The following is a 16,519-nucleotide window of genomic DNA, read 5'->3' as shown; positions in this document are numbered from 1 at the left end:
CACTCCATACAGAAGTAGTTGTAAGGCTGTAAGATAGGTTGTACTCTATCCGCTCAGTAGAGCTTTGGCAACGAGTTTTGCTGGAATTTCTTGAGGGCGGTCTTAACGTGTTGATTAATATAGTTATTTTGTGAGATTTGCTGGAGTTCTCAGAGAGGCCGATAGATGGGTTTTGAAGCTGGTAAAGAAAAGTTGGTGATCTGTTGCCCATAAGCTGTCTGACAGGATGGGCATGCATGCCCGATCTAGACAAGTGGCGTACCTCGTAACTAATGGAGATGGCAATGAAGAAGATCCGAACCGTAACGGGCGACGTTCCGGTCGAGCGCATGGGCGTGACGTTGACACATGAGCATCTGCTCTATACCTACCCCGGCGGGGAATACGACCACCTGTCGAGTTATGTGCTAGATGAAGCGGTCGACAAGATCTCATCCGAGCTCAAGGCTGGTATGGATGAGTACGGCTACGGCACGATTGTCGATATGACGCCAGCTGAGGTCGGCCGTAACCCCGAGCTGATGAAGCGGGTCGCTGAAAGTACGGGCGCGAACATTATTGCCGTCAGCGGTTTCTTCCCCGAGAGAATGGGGATTCCGTATTGGTTCAGGCGCCAAACCGTAGAAGAACTGACCGAGTTCTACTATCGCGACTTGATGGAAGGCATGGTCTTTAGTGGTACGCGGACCGGAATCAAGGCGGGTGCTATCAAGATAGCGACAGGTCAGGAAAGTGTTCACCCGACACCGAGCCCCATTGGTCCTAATGGGCGCCGGATTCACTTGTATGAGGATCGCCTGATTCGAGCCGCTGCGCGCGCTCAACGCAAGACCCGGTGCTGCATCAATACACATACCGACCCAATGGACTACTCGGTGACGAATCCTGGGCTGGAACAGTTGGAGATCTTGGAGGAGGAGGGGGCCGATCTGAGCAAGGTCATCATAGGCCATGCCTTTGTCCAGCCAAGAGGCGTAGAACAGATAGAAGCAATCCTGCAGCGCGGCGCGACCGTGCAAGTCGATCACATCGGCATACCGTGGCGTTTTGATGGTGAAGAGGGGCTAGATGAGTCGATGGCTCACTTGATGCAAGTGCTGGCGGATAAGGGATATATGGATCAAATGGTGATCACTTATGACCGCTGGTTTTTCAACCCACGCGGTCCGTCAACCGAAGAGAATCCGCAGCTTCTCAACGAGGCGGTCGGATTAGGCTATATCTTTGACGAGTTCGCCCCTCGTCTTCGCAGGAAGGGCTTTACCGATGCCGACGTCCATAAGATGATGGTAGACAATCCGAAGCGATTGTTGTCCATGGACTCTCTCTAAACCGATATTCGCTATCCTGGAGAAGAATATGGCCGACAATCCCGTTGCGTATGAGTTCTCGGCACAGCGTGTACGTCATGACGTCGTGACAACGACGGAGAATTTCCCAACCCGTCTGGCGGGAACCGAACAAGTACGTCTGACTGCCGAGTACTGCGTAGACGAGTTGCGCGGTGCCGGATTGCAAGCAGATGTTCACACTTTTCCAGGCTTGGTAAGTTTCCCGGAAGAAACCTATGTCGAACTGAGTACCAGCACTCCTCGGCGAGTACGGGCCATGACGTTCGGGCATAGCGCTCCTACGCCGGAGGCTGGCGTGTGGGGCGAGATCGTCGACGTCGGAAGCGGTACAGAGGCTGATTACCGGGGGCGAGATGTCGCAGGGGGCATTGTGCTGGTAGATACCCAGGCAGGGCCTGGGAGACAAGAGAAACAACGTATTGCCGCCTTGCATGGGGCAGTTGGCTACATCGGTATCAATTGGGGCCATGCGACCGATGAGACTTTGCCGTATGGTTCTGTCAAATGCGGGTGGGGTAACCCCTCGCCGATAGCGTCCCGTGGCGAGGTGCCGACTTTGCCGTGCATTGGAGTTTCACGCGCGGAGGGTGAACGGATACGCTCGCAACTGCGCCAGGGAGCTCTTCACGCCTGCCTGCATACGCGGGTTTCCAACCCTTGGAAGCCAGTCCAAGTGGCTCTGGGATGCTTGCCTGGACAAACCGATGATTTCGTTCTGGTTGGCGGGCACATCGATTCCTGGGAAGGGCCTCAGGCCACAGACAATGCCACCGGTATGGCGTGTATGTTGGAGTTGGCTCGAGTGTTTGCGCAGCATCGTGAGAGGTTGCGCCGTGGCTTGGAATTCGGATTCTGGGTGGGGCACGAAACTGGCACGATGATTGGATCGGCTTGGTACGCGGATCGGAATTGGCGCCGCCTTCAACGGCACGCGGTAGCTTATCTTCAGATAGATCAGCCGGGTTGCCGCGGGGCGACTCATTGGGGTGCAACGTCGAATACTGAACTGCGCCCATTCCAGGAAAGGGTGGACAAATTGTGGACCGATGGCAGGCCGTGGTCTTGGAGGCGGGCGATGAAGATTGGCGATACCTCGTTCTACGGGGCTGGCGTGCCGATGTTGAGCGGTTTGGCGACCTTCGACGCGGCCACACTCAAGGACACCGCGAACGCTACGTTGGGCGCATGGCATCACACTGTAGAGAACACGTTGGACAAAGTGGACTGGGATGGCTTAGCGATGCACTTACGCGTCTACGGCGCTTATTTATGGGAGCTATGTACCCAGCCGGTATTGCCATTGTCATTTGGCGGGGTGGCAAACGAGATCCTTCAGCGCCTGGACGTTTTGTGTCGTGTCGGTGCGCCGCTTCCGCTTGACGAGGTGAAGGCAGAGGCATTGCGCTTGCAGTCTGGCGTAACTCGCCTTGATCGGCTGATACAGTCGGATGATGTGACCCGGCACGCGGAAATCGTCAATGAATGCCTAAAACGGCTAAGCCGGCACCTGATCCCTGTGACTCACACCGTTCAAGGGCGCTACGGCCACGATACGTATGGATTGAGTGCGCAAACGACCTCCCTACCTGGGTTGTACGGGTTGGCAGACTGGGCTCGAGAGCCGATAGGTACGCCCGACTGGGTGGGTAAGGAAATTGACTTCTTGCGAGAGCGGAACCGGATCGGGGATGCGCTGGCCGACGCATCAGACGAAATCGACCGGTGCTTGGCATTAGTCGGCAGCGAGCCAGGCGGTAAGCATTGACGCGCGCCGACGAAGTCCACCCACGGTGGCTTGTTGACCAACAAAGCCGCTCAGTTCGAGAAAAGCTGAGCGGCTAGGGTATCCAGACCGAGACTCAGAGCAGCTCGAAACGCGCGCTCTGGACCGCCTGCGAATCCAACCCGATCTGGACTTCGAACTCGCCGGGTTCGGCCACATGCTCGAGCCGGGCATTGAAGAACTTCAAGTCGTCTTCGCCGATGTCGAACTGGAGGGTGCGCGACTCGCCCGGTTCCAGCGTCACTTTCTGGAACCCGCGCAGTTCCTTTACCGGCCGCACGACCGACGCCGCTTCATCGCGGATGTACAGCTGCACCGCCGTCTCCCCCTTGCGCCGGCCGGTATTGGTCACGGTGACCCGTGCCGCGATGCGGCCGCCGCGCTCGAGCCGTGCGCTGCTCAGGGATACGGCGGACACCGTGAAGTCGGTATAGCTCAGGCCATATCCGAACGGGTAGAGCGGGCCGTTTTTCTCTTCGAAGTATTGCGAGGTGTAGTTGCCCGGCTTGCCTTCGACGAAGGGCCGCCCCACGCGCGGGTGGTTGTAGTAAGTGGGGATCTGGCCGATCGAGCGGGGGAAGGAGATCGGCAGCTTGCCGGACGGGTTGTAATCGCCGAACAGGACGTCGGCGATCGCATGGCCGCCTTCCGATCCGCTGAACCAGGTCTCCAGCATCGCGTCGGCATTGGCGCTCTCCCATTGCAGGTCCAGCGGCCGGCCGTTCATCAGCACCAGCACGAGGGGCTTTCCTGTCGCCTTGAGCGCTTCCAGCAGCGCACGCTGGCTGGCGGGAATGTCCAGGCGGGTGCGGCTGGAGGATTCGTGCGACATGCCCCGGGATTCGCCCACGGCGGCGACCACTACGTCGGCCTGCTTCGCCATGGCGACCGCCTCGGCGATCATGTCGGCGGGTGGCCGGGGGTCCTGGAGCACCTCCTTGTCATCCCAGTTCAGGAAGTTCAGGTATTCGACGATCTGCGGGTCGTCCGTGACGTTGGCGCCGACCGCATAGAGCAGGCGGCCCTTGCCGCGCATTGCTTCGGCCATGCCACGGCGCAGCGTGACGGAGGACTGGCTCTTCCCGGCCGCCGACCAGCTTCCCATCATGTCCAGCGGTGCGTCGGCCAGCGGCCCCACCAGGGCCACCGTGGCGGTCTTGCGCAGCGGCAGCGTCTGGTTCTTGTTTTCCAGCAACACCATGGACCGGCGCGCCACTTCCCGCGCATCGGCGCGGTGCATGCGGCTGTCGGCGTAGAGGTCGGCCGGATCGTCGGCCGCCGCGCCTATGCGCAGGTAAGGGTCGTGGAACAGGCCCATGTCGTACTTGGCGCCGAGGACGTTGCGCACCGACCGATCGATTTCTTCCATGCTGACTTCGCCGGATTCGACCAGTCCCGGCAGTTCCTGCAGATAGAGCGTGTCGGCCATGCTCATGTCGATGCCGGCCTTGATCGCGAGCTTGGCGGCCTCGCGCCCGTCCCGGGCGACGCCATGCCGGACCAGCTCGGTAATGGCGCCGTGGTCGCTGACGGCGACGCCGCCAAAGCCCCATTCCTTGCGCAGCAGGTCCTGCATCAGCCAGGTATTGGCGCTTGCCGGCACGCCGTTGATCGAGTTGAGCGCCACCATGACTCCGCCTGCGCCCGCCTCGATAGCGGCGAGGTAGGGCGGCAGGTAGTCCTGGTACATCCGCATGGGACTCATGTCGACGATGTTGTAGTCGCGGCCCCCCTCGACGGCGCCGTACAGGGCAAAGTGCTTGACGCTCGCCATGATGCTGTCGCGCCGGGCGGGCGAGGGGCCCTGGTAGCCCCGGACCATCGCCCGTGCAATACGCGATACCAGGTAAGGGTCCTCGCCGAAGCCTTCGGAGGTCCGGCCCCAGCGCGGGTCGCGCGAGATGTCCACCATGGGAGCGAAGGTCATGTCCAGGCTGTCGGCGCTGGCCTCGATGGCGGCGACGCGCGCGCTGCGTTCGACGAGCGGCATGTCCCAGCTCGACGCCAGGCCCAGGCCGATCGGGAATATCGTGCGGTGGCCGTGGACGACGTCGTAGGCGAAGAACATGGGAATCTTCATCCGGCTCTTTTTGACCGCCGCGTCCTGCATCATGCGGTTGTCCACGTGCACCACCGAGTTGAACGTCCCGCCTATGCGGCCCGCCGCGATTTCCTGGACGATCTTCTCGCGCGGCATGTCGGGACCGATGCTGATCAGGCGCAGCTGCCCGATTTTCTCGGCAAGCGTCATCTGTCCCACCAGATCCGCGATGAATGCCTGCTTGTCATGCAGCAGCGCCGGATTCGGCGCCGCCATGGCCGGCGCCCCGAGCAGCGCCGCGCACAGGCCGGCTCCCAGCCATTGCCTCAAGAAACGCGCGGCATGCCGCACGGGACGGCGCAACGCGTGCCACCAGCGCGGCGCGGCGGGGGGAACAAGGGGGCGGATGCAAGGGGAAGCGTTGAGGGCCAAGTAGTCGTCCTCCTGGTATGCGGCGTGAGGGCGCGGCGACAGAGCAATGCGTCGCCGCGGACCTCCCGGATTGTACGGGGCCCGCCGCGGCGGCCAAGCCTCTGGCAACGGCGGGCGGGCTGGCTATGATACTTTCCGTTTCGAGAGATTGCCGGGCGGCGCGGCGCACGGTGGTCCATCGCCGCACGCTTGTTACAACCGGAGCGGCCATGGTGTCGCAAAAAAAGGAATCATCGACCTCTTCGGCGGTCCGACGCGGATGCCGGATTCCAATTACTTACATCGCTTCAGGGAGAAATTTGTGCGTTTTGCAGACGTTGCAGCCCCCGTGCGGAACAAGCTGATGCTTGCTTCGCTCGGCATCGCCACGGTCTTTTCCATGCTGAATGCCGCCACGGCGCAGGCGTTTTCGCTCGATGACGTGACGGCGCGCGCCAAGGCGCTGGTCGAGCGCCCCTACGCGGCCCCGGTGAGCAATCTGCCGCCGGTCTTCAGCAAGATGCAGTTCGCGGACTACCTGCGTATCCAGCCCCGCCGCGACAAGTTCGAGTGGCAGAACCTCGAGACGCCATTCAAGCTCGGCTTCTATCACCAGGGCATGCATTTCTCCGCGCCCGTCGTCATCAACGAGGTGATCGACGGCAAGGTCCGCGAGATCAAATACGATCCGGCCAAGTTCGATTTCGGCGGCCTGTCGTTCGATGAACAGTCCACGCGCAATCTCGGCTATGCCGGGTTCCGGGTGCTCTACCCGATCAATCGCGACGGCGTGCAGGACGAAATCATGAGCCTGCTGGGGGCGAGCTACTTCCGCGTGGTCGGCAAGGGCCAGGTCTATGGCCTGTCCGCCCGCGGATTGGCGATCGATACGGCCTGGAAGGATGGCATGGCCGAAGAGTTCCCCCGGTTCCGGGAGTTCTGGGTCGAGCGTCCCAAGCCGCAGGACCGGCATCTGGTGATCTATGCGCTGATGGATTCGCAGCGCGCCACGGGCGCCTATCGCTTCGTGCTGCGTCCCGGCGAGGACACCGTCCTCGATGTCGAGTCGCGCGTGTTCCTGCGAGGCGAAATCAACAAGCTCGGCGTGGCCCCGCTGACCAGCATGTTCCTGTACGGGCCGAACCAGGGCGTGCGAGGCAACAACTTCCGTCCGGCGCTGCACGATTCGAACGGACTGGCCATCCACACCGGCAGCGGCGAGTGGTTGTGGCGCCCGTTGAACAACCCGCCGTCGTTGTCGGTCAGCACCTTCCAGGTCGACAACCCCAAGGGCTTTGGTCTCTTGCAGCGGGGGCATGAGTTCCACCGCTACGAAGACCTCGTAGACCGCTACGACTTGCGGCCCAGTGCCTGGATCGAACCCAAGGGCAACTGGGGCTCGGGCAAGGTAGAACTGGTCGAAATTCCCACGCCGGACGAGACCAACGACAACATCGTCGCGTTCTGGACGCCCGACGCCGTGCCGCCCCAGGGCGAGCCCATGCGGCACGATTACCGCATCCATTGGACGCTGGACGAGCCGGCCCTGCTCGAGAAGCAAGTGGGCTGGGTCAAGCAGACCATCCGGACCGATGGCGAGATCCGGCAGGCCAACCTGATCCGGCACCTGGACGGCAGCACCGCCCTGCTGGTGGACTTCGAGGGACCGGTGCTGGCCAAGCTACCGCCTGCCGCCGCGGTCCGGGCCGAGGTCAGCGTGGGCGACAACGCCGAGTTGCTCGAGAACGTCCTGCAACGTAATCCCGCCATCCAGGGGTGGCGCCTGACGCTGCGGGTCAAGGTCAAGGATCCGAGCCGGGCAGTCGAGCTCCGCGCCGCCCTGGCCGAAGGCGCCCGCGTGCTGACCGAGACCTGGAGCTACCAGCTGCCGCCGCGCTCGGTGGCCGGCTCGTAGGGCGTCCGCCTTGCCGGGAGCGGCCGTGCCGCTCCCGCCGGCCGGCCAGGGGCTGTAAGCTCATGGTTGAACGGGGAGGCACCCCGGTGGACGAGACCATGATCATCAAGAACCAGGAAGACGTTACCCGTGCCGTGCTGGCCGAAGCCGCCCGCGCGCCCGACCCAAGATTCCGCGAGATCCTGTCCGCGGGCGTCCGGCATCTGCACGCGTTCGCCCGCGAAGTCCGGCTGACCGAGGCGGAGTTCCACCAGCTGTGCGGCGTGATTGCCCGCCTGGGCCAAATGACCACGTCCTCGCACAATGAAGTGGTGCTGGCCGCCGGCTCGCTGGGGCTGTCTTCGCTGGTCTGCCTGCTGAACAACGGCGACAACGGCCAGACCGAGACCACCGCCAACCTGATGGGGCCGTTCTGGCGCATGGGGTCTCCGCCCACGCCCAATGGCGGATCCATCGTGCGGTCGCCCACGCCGGGGGATCCGGTGTTCGTGAACGCCTGGGTCCGCGATCCGGCGGGGCGTCCCGTGGCCGGGGCGGAGGTGGATGTCTGGCACAGTTCGACCGAGGGCTTCTACGAGAACCAGGACCCCTCGCAGGGCGATATGAACCTGCGGGGCAAGCTCACCACCGATGAAAACGGCCACATCGCATTCCGCAGCATCAAGCCCGCCGGCTACCCGATACCGGTAGGCGGGCCGGTGGGCGACCTGATCCGCGCCCAGGGCCGGCACAACATGCGGCCCGCCCATATCCACTTCATGATCTACAAGCCCGGGTTCAAGACCCAGTTCTCGCAGGTCTATTCGAGCGACGACCCCAACCTGGAAACCGACGTGCAGTTCGGCGTCACGCAGGCCTTGGTGGGCCAATACGTGCTGCACGACAGCGCCCGTGAACCGGCCCCCGATCCGGCGGTGCAGGGCAACTGGTATTCGCTCGATCATCATTTCGTGATCGAACCGGGGGAGGCCAGGCTGCCCAAGCCGCCGATTACCGGCAAGGCCGATGGCGACCGCCCGGTCCTGACCGTTCTCGAGCGGCGGCCCTGACACGCCCCGTGGTGCCTTCCTAGGCGCACTGCTCTTGTTGTCCCGCCGCCGCGGCCGGCTTGCGTCCGCTCCATAGCGCCAACAACAGGCCCACGGCAGTGAGGCCGGCACCGGCCCAGCCTACTGACAACAGGCCCAGCCCGGACAGTGCGAGACCGCCGGCCCAGGCACCCAGTGCGTTGCCCAGGTTGAAGGCGGCGATGTTCAGGCTCGACGCCAGCGTGGCGCCTGCGGGACCGGCCTGCTGGAGCACGCGGATCTGCATAGGGGCGACGGTGGCGAACGCGACGGTGCCCAGCACGATGGTGTAGGCCATGGCGACGGCAGGCCGGGCGAACGCCCAGTGGCCCACTGCCAGCGCCACCATCAAGCCGGAGACGGTCAGCAGCAGCGCCTGCATGACGCCGCGGTCGGCCATGCGGCCCCCCAGCAGGTTGCCCGCCGCCAGGCCGGCGCCGAACAACAACAGGGTCACCGCCACCAGGTTGTCGCTCATGCCGGTGACCTGCCGCAGCAGCGGCTCGATATAGGTATAGAGGGCGAAGAGGCCGGCGAAGCCGAACACCGTGATGCCCAGGCCCATCCAGACCTGCGGCCGGCCGAGTACCGCCAGTTCCTGGCTGAGGGGGGCCGGCTCGGGACGCTGCCGGTCGCGGGGCACGAAGAGGGCCAGGATGGCATAGGCGAGCGTGCCGACCAAGGCAACCGCGGCGAACGAGGCGCGCCAACCGAAATGCTGCCCGATCCAGGCGCCTGCGGGCACGCCCAGCAGCGTGGCGAGCGTCAGTCCCGAGAACATCAGCGCGATGGCCGAGGCTCGCTTGTCCGCCGCGACCAGCCCGGTCGCGACCACGGCCCCCACGCCGAAGAAGGTGCCATGGGTGAGCGACGTCAGCACCCGTGCCGCCATCAGCCAGCCGTAGCTCGGCGCGAGCGCGGCGGCCGCGTTGCCGGCGATGAAGATCAGCATCAGCGCCAGCAGCAGACGCTTGCGAGGCCAGGAGCGGGTCAGCAGGGTCAGCACCGGCGCGCCCACGGCAACCCCGACCGCGTAGCCCGAGATCAACGTGCCGGCGGTAGGAATGCCGATGCCCAGGTCGGTGCTGACCTGGGTCAACAGACCCATGATGATGAATTCCGTGGTGCCGATGCCGAACGCGCCGGCGGCCAGGGCCAGGAGAGAGAGCGGCATATGAGTGTCCTTTCCGCGAGTCATTCGATGGCGAGACTGTGACGCTGGCGCACGTCTTTGTGTAGATGGAATAATGGAAAGGCATTTGTTCCCACGAGGAAAAAAGTCATGCCGATGATCCGGGCAGCGCTACGTTCCGGCCAGGCGCAAACCGGACTCCCGGGGGCGGACGTCAACCGCTCCGGCGAGCTGGAGGTGTTCGTTCTGGTCGCCGAGCGGGGAAGCCTGTCGGCGGCGGCCCGCCGCCTGGGCGTGTCGCCCTCGGCCGTCAGCAAGATCATGTCGCGCCTGGAAGCGCGCCTGGGAGTGCAGCTGCTCCAGCGTAGTACCCGGCGGCTGCAACTGACGGCCGAGGGCGCCCAGTTCTATGAGCGCGGCAAGCGGGTGCTGGCCGATCTCGACGAGGTGGAGCTGGCCGTGGCGGGGCAGGGTGAACCGCGCGGCAGGGTACGCATCAGCGCCAGCAGCTCGACCGGCCAGAAGCTGCTGGTGCCGCTGGTCTGCCGGCTGCTGGAGCGGCACCCCGGACTTAGCCTGGACCTGTACTTCACCGATTATGTCGTGGACCTGGTCGAGGCAGGCGTGGACATCGCCATCCGCTGGGGGCGCCTCCCGTCCTCGGACGTGGTCGCGCGGCTCCTGGGCCGCACGGGCCAGGTCATCGTCGGCAGCCCGGCCTACCTCGCCGCCCGAGGCGTGCCGCGGCACCCGGACGAATTGGCCGCCCATGTGCGTCTGGGCTGGAACTACCCCCGAGAAGTGCCCGACTGGCCGTTCGAGGTCGACGGGCGGCGCGTGCACGTCGACATCGGCCAGGTCATCCGCCTCAACGATGGGGAGGTCATGCGCAAGCTCGCCTTGCAGGGGGCGGGCCTGGCGCGTCTGTCGGTCTATCATGCGTGGGAGGATCTGCGGGCCGGAAACCTGGTTCCAGTGCTTGAACCCTACAATACCGGCGAACTCGAACCCATCCACGCGGTCTATCTCGGCCGGCCCGACCGGCTGCCGCCCCGCACCCGAGCGGTGCTTGATTTCCTGCAGGCCGAAGTGGACCTGCGCTATGCCGAGCGGCCGCCGGTGTTGGTCCCGCGCACATAAACGCTTGCTAAACGCAAGGTTGCCGGGTATGATGGCTGGCTTACCTGTGGTTTTTGCCAGAAGCCTGCCTTGCTGCCCCTGTTGTTGCGCGGTGCGGCGGGTTCGAAAGTGAAGCTCAGGGGTGAGCCGTGTATGCCGCGTCCTGCGGTATGCGCTTCAGAATTTCAACCCAGGGTGGGCAAGCAATTGTCCGCCTGACGGGACCAAAACTGATCGGAAGGCCTGGTGCGCCGCGCTAGGTGTTTCGGGTTAAGTTGGAACAGGGTAAACCATGATTCAAATGCAGACCACGTTGGACGTGGCCGACAACACCGGTGCGCGCTCGGTTATGTGCATCAAGGTGCTCGGCGGCTCCAAGCGCCGCTATGCCGGCATCGGCGACGTCATCAAGGTGAGCGTCAAGGATGCGGCCCCGCGCGGCCGCGTAAAGAAGGGCGAAATCTACAACGCCGTGGTGGTTCGTACCGCCAAGGGCGTCCGTCGCAAGGACGGTTCGCTGATCCGTTTCGGTGGCAATGCCGCCGTGTTGCTCAACGCCAAGCTCGAGCCCATCGGCACTCGTATCTTCGGACCCGTTACGCGCGAACTGCGTACCGAGCGTTTCATGAAGATCGTGTCGCTGGCGCCGGAAGTGCTGTAAAGGGGCCGCGATGAACAAGATCCGTAAAGGCGACGAAGTCATCGTCCTGACCGGCAAGGACAAGTCCAAGCGCGGCGTCGTGCTGAGCGTCCTGGCCGACCATGTCGTGGTCGAGGGCGTCAACGTCGTCAAGAAGAGCGTGAAGCCGAATCCGATGGCCAACCAGCCCGGCGGCATCATCGACAAGACCATGCCCATCCACGTTTCCAACGTGGCGATTTTCAACCCCGCCACCGGCAAGGCCGATCGCGTGGGTGTCAAGAAAGTCGACGGCAAGAACGTTCGCGTATTTCGTTCCAATGGCGAAGCCATTGCGACGAAAGCGTAAGCGGGAGCAAACAACATGGCCCGTCTGCAAGACTACTACCGCGAGAAGGTCGTCCCCGACCTGATCAAGCAATTCTCGTACAAGAGCGTGATGGAAGTGCCTCGCATCACCAAGATCACCCTGAACATGGGTGTCTCGGAAGCGGTGGCCGACAAGAAAGTCATTGAGCATGCCACTGGCGACCTGACCAAGATCGCCGGCCAGAAGGCTGTCGTGACCAAGTCGCGCAAGGCTATCGCCGGCTTCAAGATCCGCGAGAATTATCCCATCGGCTGCATGGTGACCCTGCGTGGCGCCCGCATGTACGAATTCCTCGATCGCCTGATCAGCGTCGCGCTGCCGCGCGTGCGCGATTTCCGTGGTATCTCCGGCCGTGCGTTCGACGGTCGCGGTAACTACAACGTCGGTGTGAAAGAACAGATCATCTTTCCCGAAATCGAATACGACAAGATCGACACGCTTCGTGGGCTGAACATCAGCATCACGACCACGGCCAAGACCGATGACGAAGCCAAGGCGCTGCTGTCGGCCTTCCGCTTCCCGTTCCGTAATTAAGGGGTGAAATAGTGGCTAAGCTTTCACTCATCAATCGCGACCTCAAGCGTGCCAAGTTGGCGGCCAAGTATGCCGCCAAGCGTGCCGCGCTTCAGGCTATCGTCGACGATGCGTCCAAGTCGGACGAAGAACGTTACCAGGCTCGCCTGAAGATTCAGCAACTGCCCCGTAACGCAAACCCCACTCGCCAGCGCAACCGCTGCGCGGTGACCGGTCGCCCCCGTGGCGTGTTTCGCAAGTTCGGTCTTGCCCGTAACAAGCTGCGCGAGATGGCTATGCGCGGCGAGATCCCGGGCATGACCAAGGCCAGCTGGTAGGAGAGTCATTCATGAGCATGAGCGATCCGATCGCCGATATGCTGACGCGCATCCGCAATGCGCAGCGCGTAGATAAGGCGTCCGTCTCCATGCCCTCCTCCAAGCTGAAGGTGGCCATTGCCGCCGTGCTGAAGGACGAGGGCTACATCGAGGGCTTCGAAGTCAAGCCCAACAATGGGAAGCCGGAACTCGAAATTTCCCTGAAGTACTATGCCGGTCGTCCGGTCATCGAGCGCATCGAGCGCGTCTCGAAGCCCGGCCTGCGTATCTACAAGGGACGTCATTCCATTCCCCAGGTCATGAACGGCCTGGGCGTGACCATCGTGTCCACCTCCCGTGGTGTGATGACCGATCGCAAGGCACGCGCCACCGGCGTGGGCGGCGAGGTCCTCTGCTACGTGGCGTAAGGAGTCGACATGTCGCGTATAGCAAAATATCCCGTCGAGCTGCCCAAGGGTGTCGAAGCCACCATCGCGGCCGACCAGATCACCGTCAAGGGCCCGCTGGGCACGCTGGCGCAGCCGCTCAATGGCACCGTCACGATCCAGCAGGATGCCGGCAAGCTGACTTTCGCCGCTGCCAACGACAGCCGCGAAGCCAAGGCCATGTCCGGCACCATGCGTGCCCTGGTCAACAACATGGTGACCGGCGTCAGCAAGGGTTTCGAGCGCAAGCTGACCCTGGTGGGCGTGGGCTACCGTGCCCAGGCCCAAGGTGATTCCGTCAAGCTGCAGCTCGGTTTCTCGCACGACATCGTGCACAAGATGCCTGCCGGCGTGAAGGTTGAGTGCCCCTCGCAGACGGAAGTCGTGATCAAGGGCTCCAACAAGCAACAGGTTGGTCAGGTGGCTGCCGAGATCCGCGCCTATCGCTCCCCCGAACCCTACAAGGGCAAGGGCGTGCGCTATGCGGATGAGCGCGTGGTCATCAAAGAGACCAAGAAGAAATAAGGCGGGCAAGGACGAATCATGGACAAGAAGCAAGCTCGTTTGCGTCGTGCGGTACCTACCCGCCGAAAGATCGCCGAGTTGCGCGTGCATCGCCTGTCGGTGTTCCGCTCCAACCTGCACATCTACGCAAACATCATTTCGCCGGAAGGCGATAAGGTGCTGGTCAGCGCCTCGACCGTCGAACCCGAAGTCCGCCAGCAGTTGGCGGGTGCGTCGGGCAAGGGCGGTAACGTGGCCGCAGCGACCCTGGTGGGCAAGCGCGTGGCCGAGAAGGCCAAGGCCGCCGGTATCGAAACGGTTGCGTTCGATCGCAGCGGTTTCCGTTACCACGGCCGCGTCAAGGCCCTGGCTGATGCCGCGCGTGAAGCCGGCCTGAAGTTTTAAGCGAGGATTACATGGCCAAGATGCAAGGCAAGAATGCGGCGGCTGAGGAACGCGACGACGGTCTTCGCGAGAAGATGATTGCCGTCAACCGCGTCACGAAAGTCGTGAAGGGCGGTCGTATCCTCGGTTTCGCGGCACTGACCGTGGTCGGCGATGGCGATGGCCGCGTCGGCATGGGCAAGGGCAAGGCCCGGGAAGTCCCGGTAGCCGTCCAGAAAGCTATGGAAGAGGCTCGCCGCAAGATGATCAAGGTGCCGCTCAAGAACGGTACCCTGTATCACAACGTGGTCGGCAAGCACGGCGCTTCCACCGTTCTGATCTCCCCGGCCGTCGAAGGTACGGGCGTGATCGCGGGCGGTCCGATGCGCGCGATCTTCGACGTGCTCGGCGTTCGCAACGTGGTGGCCAAGAGCCTCGGCTCGACCAACCCGTACAACCTCGTGCGAGCGACGCTCAACGGCCTGCGCGCAAGCTCGACTCCGTCCGAAGTTGCCGCCAAGCGCGGCAAGACGGTCGAAGAGATCCTGGGGTAAGCCATGACTAAGAAGAACGTCAAAGTGACGCTCGTGCGTTCCCCTATCGGAACGCCTGAATCGCATCGCGCCACGGTGCGCGGTCTGGGTCTGCGCCGCCTGAACAGCTCGCGCGTCCTGGTCGATACGCCGGAAGTGCGCGGGATGATCCGCAAGGTGTCCTACCTGATCACCGTGTCGGAAGCCTGAGAGGTCTAGCATGCAACTCAATACGCTCAAGCCGGCTGCCGGCAGCAAGCACGCCAAGCGTCGGGTCGGCCGTGGTATCGGCTCGGGCCTCGGCAAGACGGGCGGACGCGGTCACAAGGGCCAGAAGTCCCGTTCGGGCGGCTTCCACAAGGTCGGTTTCGAAGGCGGCCAGATGCCGCTGCAACGTCGCCTGCCCAAGCGTGGTTTCACCTCGCTCGGCCAGCACCTGTACGCGCAAGTCCGCCTGTCCGAACTGCAAGCCCTGCCGGTCGAGGAAATCGACGTCCAGGCGCTCAAGCAGGCCGGTGTGGTCGGCCAGCAGGTCCGTTACGTCAAGGTCATCAAGACTGGCGAGATCACCCGCAAGGTGGTGCTCAAGGGCATGACGGCCACGGCAGGCGCCAAGGCGGCCATCGAAGCCGCCGGCGGTTCCCTGGTCGGATAACCGAGGACTAAGCTTTGGCTAATGCGAACGCACTGGGCAAGACCGGCAAGTATGGCGACCTGAAGCGCCGGCTGGTCTTCCTGTTGCTCGCCCTGGTGGTGTACCGGATCGGTACGCACATCCCTGTCCCCGGGATCGACCCGGTCCAGCTCACCTCCCTGTTCCACCAGAACCAGGGCGGGATACTGGGCCTGTTCAACATGTTCTCGGGCGGTGCGCTTTCGCGTTTCTCGATCCTTGCATTGGGGATCATGCCGTACATCTCGGCATCGATCATCATGCAGCTGATGACGGTCATCGTGCCGTCGCTGGAAGCGATCAAGAAGGAAGGCGAGGCCGGGCGGCGCAAGATTACGCAGTACACGCGCTACGGCACGCTCGCGCTGGCGCTCGTGCAGTCGGTCGGCATTTCGGTCGCACTGGAATCGCAGCCTGGGCTGGTCATCGATCCGGGTCTGATGTTCCGGGTCACCACGATGATCTCGCTGGTCACGGGCACGATGTTCCTGATGTGGCTGGGCGAGCAGATCACCGAGCGGGGCCTGGGCAACGGCATCTCGATCCTGATCTTCTCGGGTATTGCTGCCGGTTTGCCGGCGGCGCTGGCCGGGCTGTTCGAGCTGGTCAACACCGGTGCGATGGCTGTGCTGACGGCGCTGTTCATCGTGGTGCTGGTGGTGCTGGTGACGGCCTTCGTGGTGTTCGTGGAACGCGGGCAGCGCAAGATCGTGGTCAACTACGCCAAGCGCCAGGTGGGTAACCGGGTGTATGGCGGGCAGAGTTCGCATCTGCCGCTGAAGCTGAACATGGCCGGGGTGATTCCGCCGATCTTCGCGTCGTCGATCATCCTGTTCCCGGCGACGGTGGTCAGCTGGTTTTCGAGCGGCGATGGCCTGCGTTGGCTGAAGGACCTGGCCGCCGCGCTGTCGCCCGGACAACCGCTCTACATCACGCTGTATGCCATTGCGATCGTGTTCTTCTGCTTCTTCTACACGGCGCTCGTGTTCAACAGCCGCGAGACCGCCGACAACCTGAAGAAGAGCGGGGCGTTCGTACCGGGTATCCGTCCGGGCGAGCAAACCGCGCGGTATATCGACAAGATCCTGATGCGCCTGACCTTTACCGGCGCCATCTACATCACGTTGGTGTGCCTGCTGCCGGAGTTCCTGGTCTTGCGTTGGAATGTGCCGTTCTACTTCGGCGGTACGTCTCTGCTGATTATCGTTGTGGTCACCATGGATTTCATGGCCCAGGTGCAGGCTTACGTGATGTCGCACCAATACGATTCCCTGCTCAAGAAGGCGAACTTCAAGGGCGGAAATCTACCGGTGCGGTAA

Annotated in this window: 18 protein-coding genes; 16 read left to right on the top strand and 2 right to left on the bottom strand. The window is 63.1% G+C overall.

Annotated elements, in window-relative coordinates:
• Positions 1 to 284 precede the first annotated feature (284 nt).
• Together QHC78_RS14960 and QHC78_RS14955 are read left to right on the top strand one after the other, a co-directional pair.
• Positions 285 to 1,331, top strand: a complete 1,047-nt coding sequence (locus QHC78_RS14960; RefSeq protein WP_319745888.1) for a phosphotriesterase family protein — start codon at positions 285 to 287, stop codon at positions 1,329 to 1,331.
• 28 nt (positions 1,332 to 1,359) lie between these two features.
• The gene (locus tag QHC78_RS14955; protein ID WP_319745887.1) at positions 1,360 to 3,117 is read left to right on the top strand and encodes a M28 family peptidase; all 1,758 of its coding nucleotides are present in this window, start codon (positions 1,360 to 1,362) and stop codon (positions 3,115 to 3,117) included.
• Between the two features lie 94 nt (positions 3,118 to 3,211).
• On the opposite strand, the gene bglX is transcribed toward QHC78_RS14955, so the two are convergent.
• Positions 3,212 to 5,452, bottom strand: coding sequence for a beta-glucosidase BglX (gene bglX / locus QHC78_RS14950; protein ID WP_319745925.1), 2,241 nt, complete (start codon positions 5,450 to 5,452; stop codon positions 3,212 to 3,214).
• 499 nt (positions 5,453 to 5,951) lie between these two features.
• Between bglX and QHC78_RS14945 the strand changes: the two genes are divergently transcribed.
• Both QHC78_RS14945 and QHC78_RS14940 read left to right on the top strand, forming a co-directional pair.
• A complete protein-coding gene (locus QHC78_RS14945) occupies positions 5,952 to 7,502 on the top strand; it encodes a glucan biosynthesis protein G (protein WP_319745885.1) in 1,551 nt (516 codons plus the stop codon).
• A gap of 62 nt (positions 7,503 to 7,564) precedes the next feature.
• On the top strand, positions 7,565 to 8,551 hold the full coding sequence (locus QHC78_RS14940) for a dioxygenase family protein (RefSeq protein WP_319745883.1): 987 nt from the start codon (positions 7,565 to 7,567) through the stop codon (positions 8,549 to 8,551).
• Between the two features lie 19 nt (positions 8,552 to 8,570).
• On the opposite strand, the gene QHC78_RS14935 is transcribed toward QHC78_RS14940, so the two are convergent.
• On the bottom strand, positions 8,571 to 9,743 hold the full coding sequence (locus tag QHC78_RS14935; protein ID WP_319745880.1) for an MFS transporter: 1,173 nt from the start codon (positions 9,741 to 9,743) through the stop codon (positions 8,571 to 8,573).
• A gap of 114 nt (positions 9,744 to 9,857) precedes the next feature.
• On the opposite strand from QHC78_RS14935, the gene QHC78_RS14930 reads away from it, so the two are divergent.
• The 12 genes from QHC78_RS14930 to secY all read left to right on the top strand — a co-directional run bounded on the left by QHC78_RS14930 (position 9,858) and on the right by secY (position 16,519).
• The gene (locus QHC78_RS14930) at positions 9,858 to 10,841 is read left to right on the top strand and encodes a LysR family transcriptional regulator (RefSeq protein WP_319745923.1); all 984 of its coding nucleotides are present in this window, start codon (positions 9,858 to 9,860) and stop codon (positions 10,839 to 10,841) included.
• 271 nt (positions 10,842 to 11,112) lie between these two features.
• Positions 11,113 to 11,481: a 50S ribosomal protein L14 gene (gene rplN, locus QHC78_RS14925; RefSeq protein WP_087780015.1), complete on the top strand. Its 369-nt coding sequence runs from the start codon at positions 11,113 to 11,115 to the stop codon at positions 11,479 to 11,481.
• A 10-nt stretch (positions 11,482 to 11,491) separates the two neighbouring features.
• Positions 11,492 to 11,809 (top strand): 50S ribosomal protein L24, encoded by a 318-nt coding sequence (rplX, locus tag QHC78_RS14920; protein ID WP_319745876.1) that lies wholly within the window; start codon positions 11,492 to 11,494, stop codon positions 11,807 to 11,809.
• 15 nt (positions 11,810 to 11,824) lie between these two features.
• On the top strand, positions 11,825 to 12,364 hold the full coding sequence (gene rplE / locus QHC78_RS14915; RefSeq protein ID WP_319745874.1) for a 50S ribosomal protein L5: 540 nt from the start codon (positions 11,825 to 11,827) through the stop codon (positions 12,362 to 12,364).
• Between the two features lie 11 nt (positions 12,365 to 12,375).
• The gene (gene rpsN / locus QHC78_RS14910; protein ID WP_319745872.1) at positions 12,376 to 12,681 is read left to right on the top strand and encodes a 30S ribosomal protein S14; all 306 of its coding nucleotides are present in this window, start codon (positions 12,376 to 12,378) and stop codon (positions 12,679 to 12,681) included.
• An 11-nt stretch (positions 12,682 to 12,692) separates the two neighbouring features.
• Entirely contained in the window at positions 12,693 to 13,088 is a 396-nt protein-coding gene (rpsH, locus tag QHC78_RS14905) for a 30S ribosomal protein S8 (protein WP_319745870.1), read from the top strand.
• A gap of 9 nt (positions 13,089 to 13,097) precedes the next feature.
• Positions 13,098 to 13,631 carry a 50S ribosomal protein L6 gene (gene rplF / locus QHC78_RS14900; protein WP_319745868.1) on the top strand — a complete coding sequence of 178 codons (534 nt, stop codon included), beginning with the start codon at positions 13,098 to 13,100 and terminating at the stop codon, positions 13,629 to 13,631.
• 18 nt (positions 13,632 to 13,649) lie between these two features.
• A complete protein-coding gene (rplR, locus tag QHC78_RS14895) occupies positions 13,650 to 14,015 on the top strand; it encodes a 50S ribosomal protein L18 (RefSeq protein WP_319745866.1) in 366 nt (121 codons plus the stop codon).
• Between the two features lie 11 nt (positions 14,016 to 14,026).
• Positions 14,027 to 14,548: a 30S ribosomal protein S5 gene (gene rpsE / locus QHC78_RS14890; protein WP_319745864.1), complete on the top strand. Its 522-nt coding sequence runs from the start codon at positions 14,027 to 14,029 to the stop codon at positions 14,546 to 14,548.
• 3 nt (positions 14,549 to 14,551) lie between these two features.
• Complete coding sequence (rpmD, locus tag QHC78_RS14885) at positions 14,552 to 14,737, top strand: 50S ribosomal protein L30 (RefSeq protein WP_319745862.1); 186 nt, start codon at positions 14,552 to 14,554, stop codon at positions 14,735 to 14,737.
• Positions 14,738 to 14,747: 10 nt separating this feature from the next.
• The gene (gene rplO, locus QHC78_RS14880) at positions 14,748 to 15,182 is read left to right on the top strand and encodes a 50S ribosomal protein L15 (RefSeq protein ID WP_319745860.1); all 435 of its coding nucleotides are present in this window, start codon (positions 14,748 to 14,750) and stop codon (positions 15,180 to 15,182) included.
• Between the two features lie 14 nt (positions 15,183 to 15,196).
• Positions 15,197 to 16,519, top strand: coding sequence for a preprotein translocase subunit SecY (secY, locus tag QHC78_RS14875; protein WP_319745858.1), 1,323 nt, complete (start codon positions 15,197 to 15,199; stop codon positions 16,517 to 16,519).

This window comes from Pigmentiphaga sp., from assembly GCF_033795525.1.
In the GTDB taxonomy this organism is placed as follows: domain Bacteria; phylum Pseudomonadota; class Gammaproteobacteria; order Burkholderiales; family Burkholderiaceae_B; genus Pigmentiphaga.
The sequence above is the reverse complement of the archived record's forward strand: the minus strand, read 5'-3'. Positions and strand labels throughout refer to the sequence as shown.

Bases quoted from the DNA above. Each gene is read 5' to 3' on its own strand.
- rpsE (WP_319745864.1), top strand. From the start codon at position 14,027: ATGGCCAAGATGCAAGGCAAGAATGCGGCGGCTGAGGAACGCGACGAC.
- rplO (WP_319745860.1), top strand. From the start codon at position 14,748: ATGCAACTCAATACGCTCAAGCCGGCTGCCGGCAGCAAGCACGCCAAG.
- rplN (WP_087780015.1), top strand. From the start codon at position 11,113: ATGATTCAAATGCAGACCACGTTGGACGTGGCCGACAACACCGGTGCG.
- rplF (WP_319745868.1), top strand. From the start codon at position 13,098: ATGTCGCGTATAGCAAAATATCCCGTCGAGCTGCCCAAGGGTGTCGAA.
- rpmD (WP_319745862.1), top strand. From the start codon at position 14,552: ATGACTAAGAAGAACGTCAAAGTGACGCTCGTGCGTTCCCCTATCGGA.
- QHC78_RS14935 (WP_319745880.1), bottom strand. From the start codon at position 9,743: ATGCCGCTCTCTCTCCTGGCCCTGGCCGCCGGCGCGTTCGGCATCGGC.
- bglX (WP_319745925.1), bottom strand. From the start codon at position 5,452: ATGGCGGCGCCGAATCCGGCGCTGCTGCATGACAAGCAGGCATTCATC.
- rplX (WP_319745876.1), top strand. From the start codon at position 11,492: ATGAACAAGATCCGTAAAGGCGACGAAGTCATCGTCCTGACCGGCAAG.
- rplR (WP_319745866.1), top strand. From the start codon at position 13,650: ATGGACAAGAAGCAAGCTCGTTTGCGTCGTGCGGTACCTACCCGCCGA.
- QHC78_RS14940 (WP_319745883.1), top strand. From the start codon at position 7,565: ATGGTTGAACGGGGAGGCACCCCGGTGGACGAGACCATGATCATCAAG.
- rplE (WP_319745874.1), top strand. From the start codon at position 11,825: ATGGCCCGTCTGCAAGACTACTACCGCGAGAAGGTCGTCCCCGACCTG.
- QHC78_RS14930 (WP_319745923.1), top strand. From the start codon at position 9,858: ATGATCCGGGCAGCGCTACGTTCCGGCCAGGCGCAAACCGGACTCCCG.
- QHC78_RS14945 (WP_319745885.1), top strand. From the start codon at position 5,952: ATGCTTGCTTCGCTCGGCATCGCCACGGTCTTTTCCATGCTGAATGCC.
- rpsH (WP_319745870.1), top strand. From the start codon at position 12,693: ATGAGCATGAGCGATCCGATCGCCGATATGCTGACGCGCATCCGCAAT.
- QHC78_RS14960 (WP_319745888.1), top strand. From the start codon at position 285: ATGAAGAAGATCCGAACCGTAACGGGCGACGTTCCGGTCGAGCGCATG.
- QHC78_RS14955 (WP_319745887.1), top strand. From the start codon at position 1,360: ATGGCCGACAATCCCGTTGCGTATGAGTTCTCGGCACAGCGTGTACGT.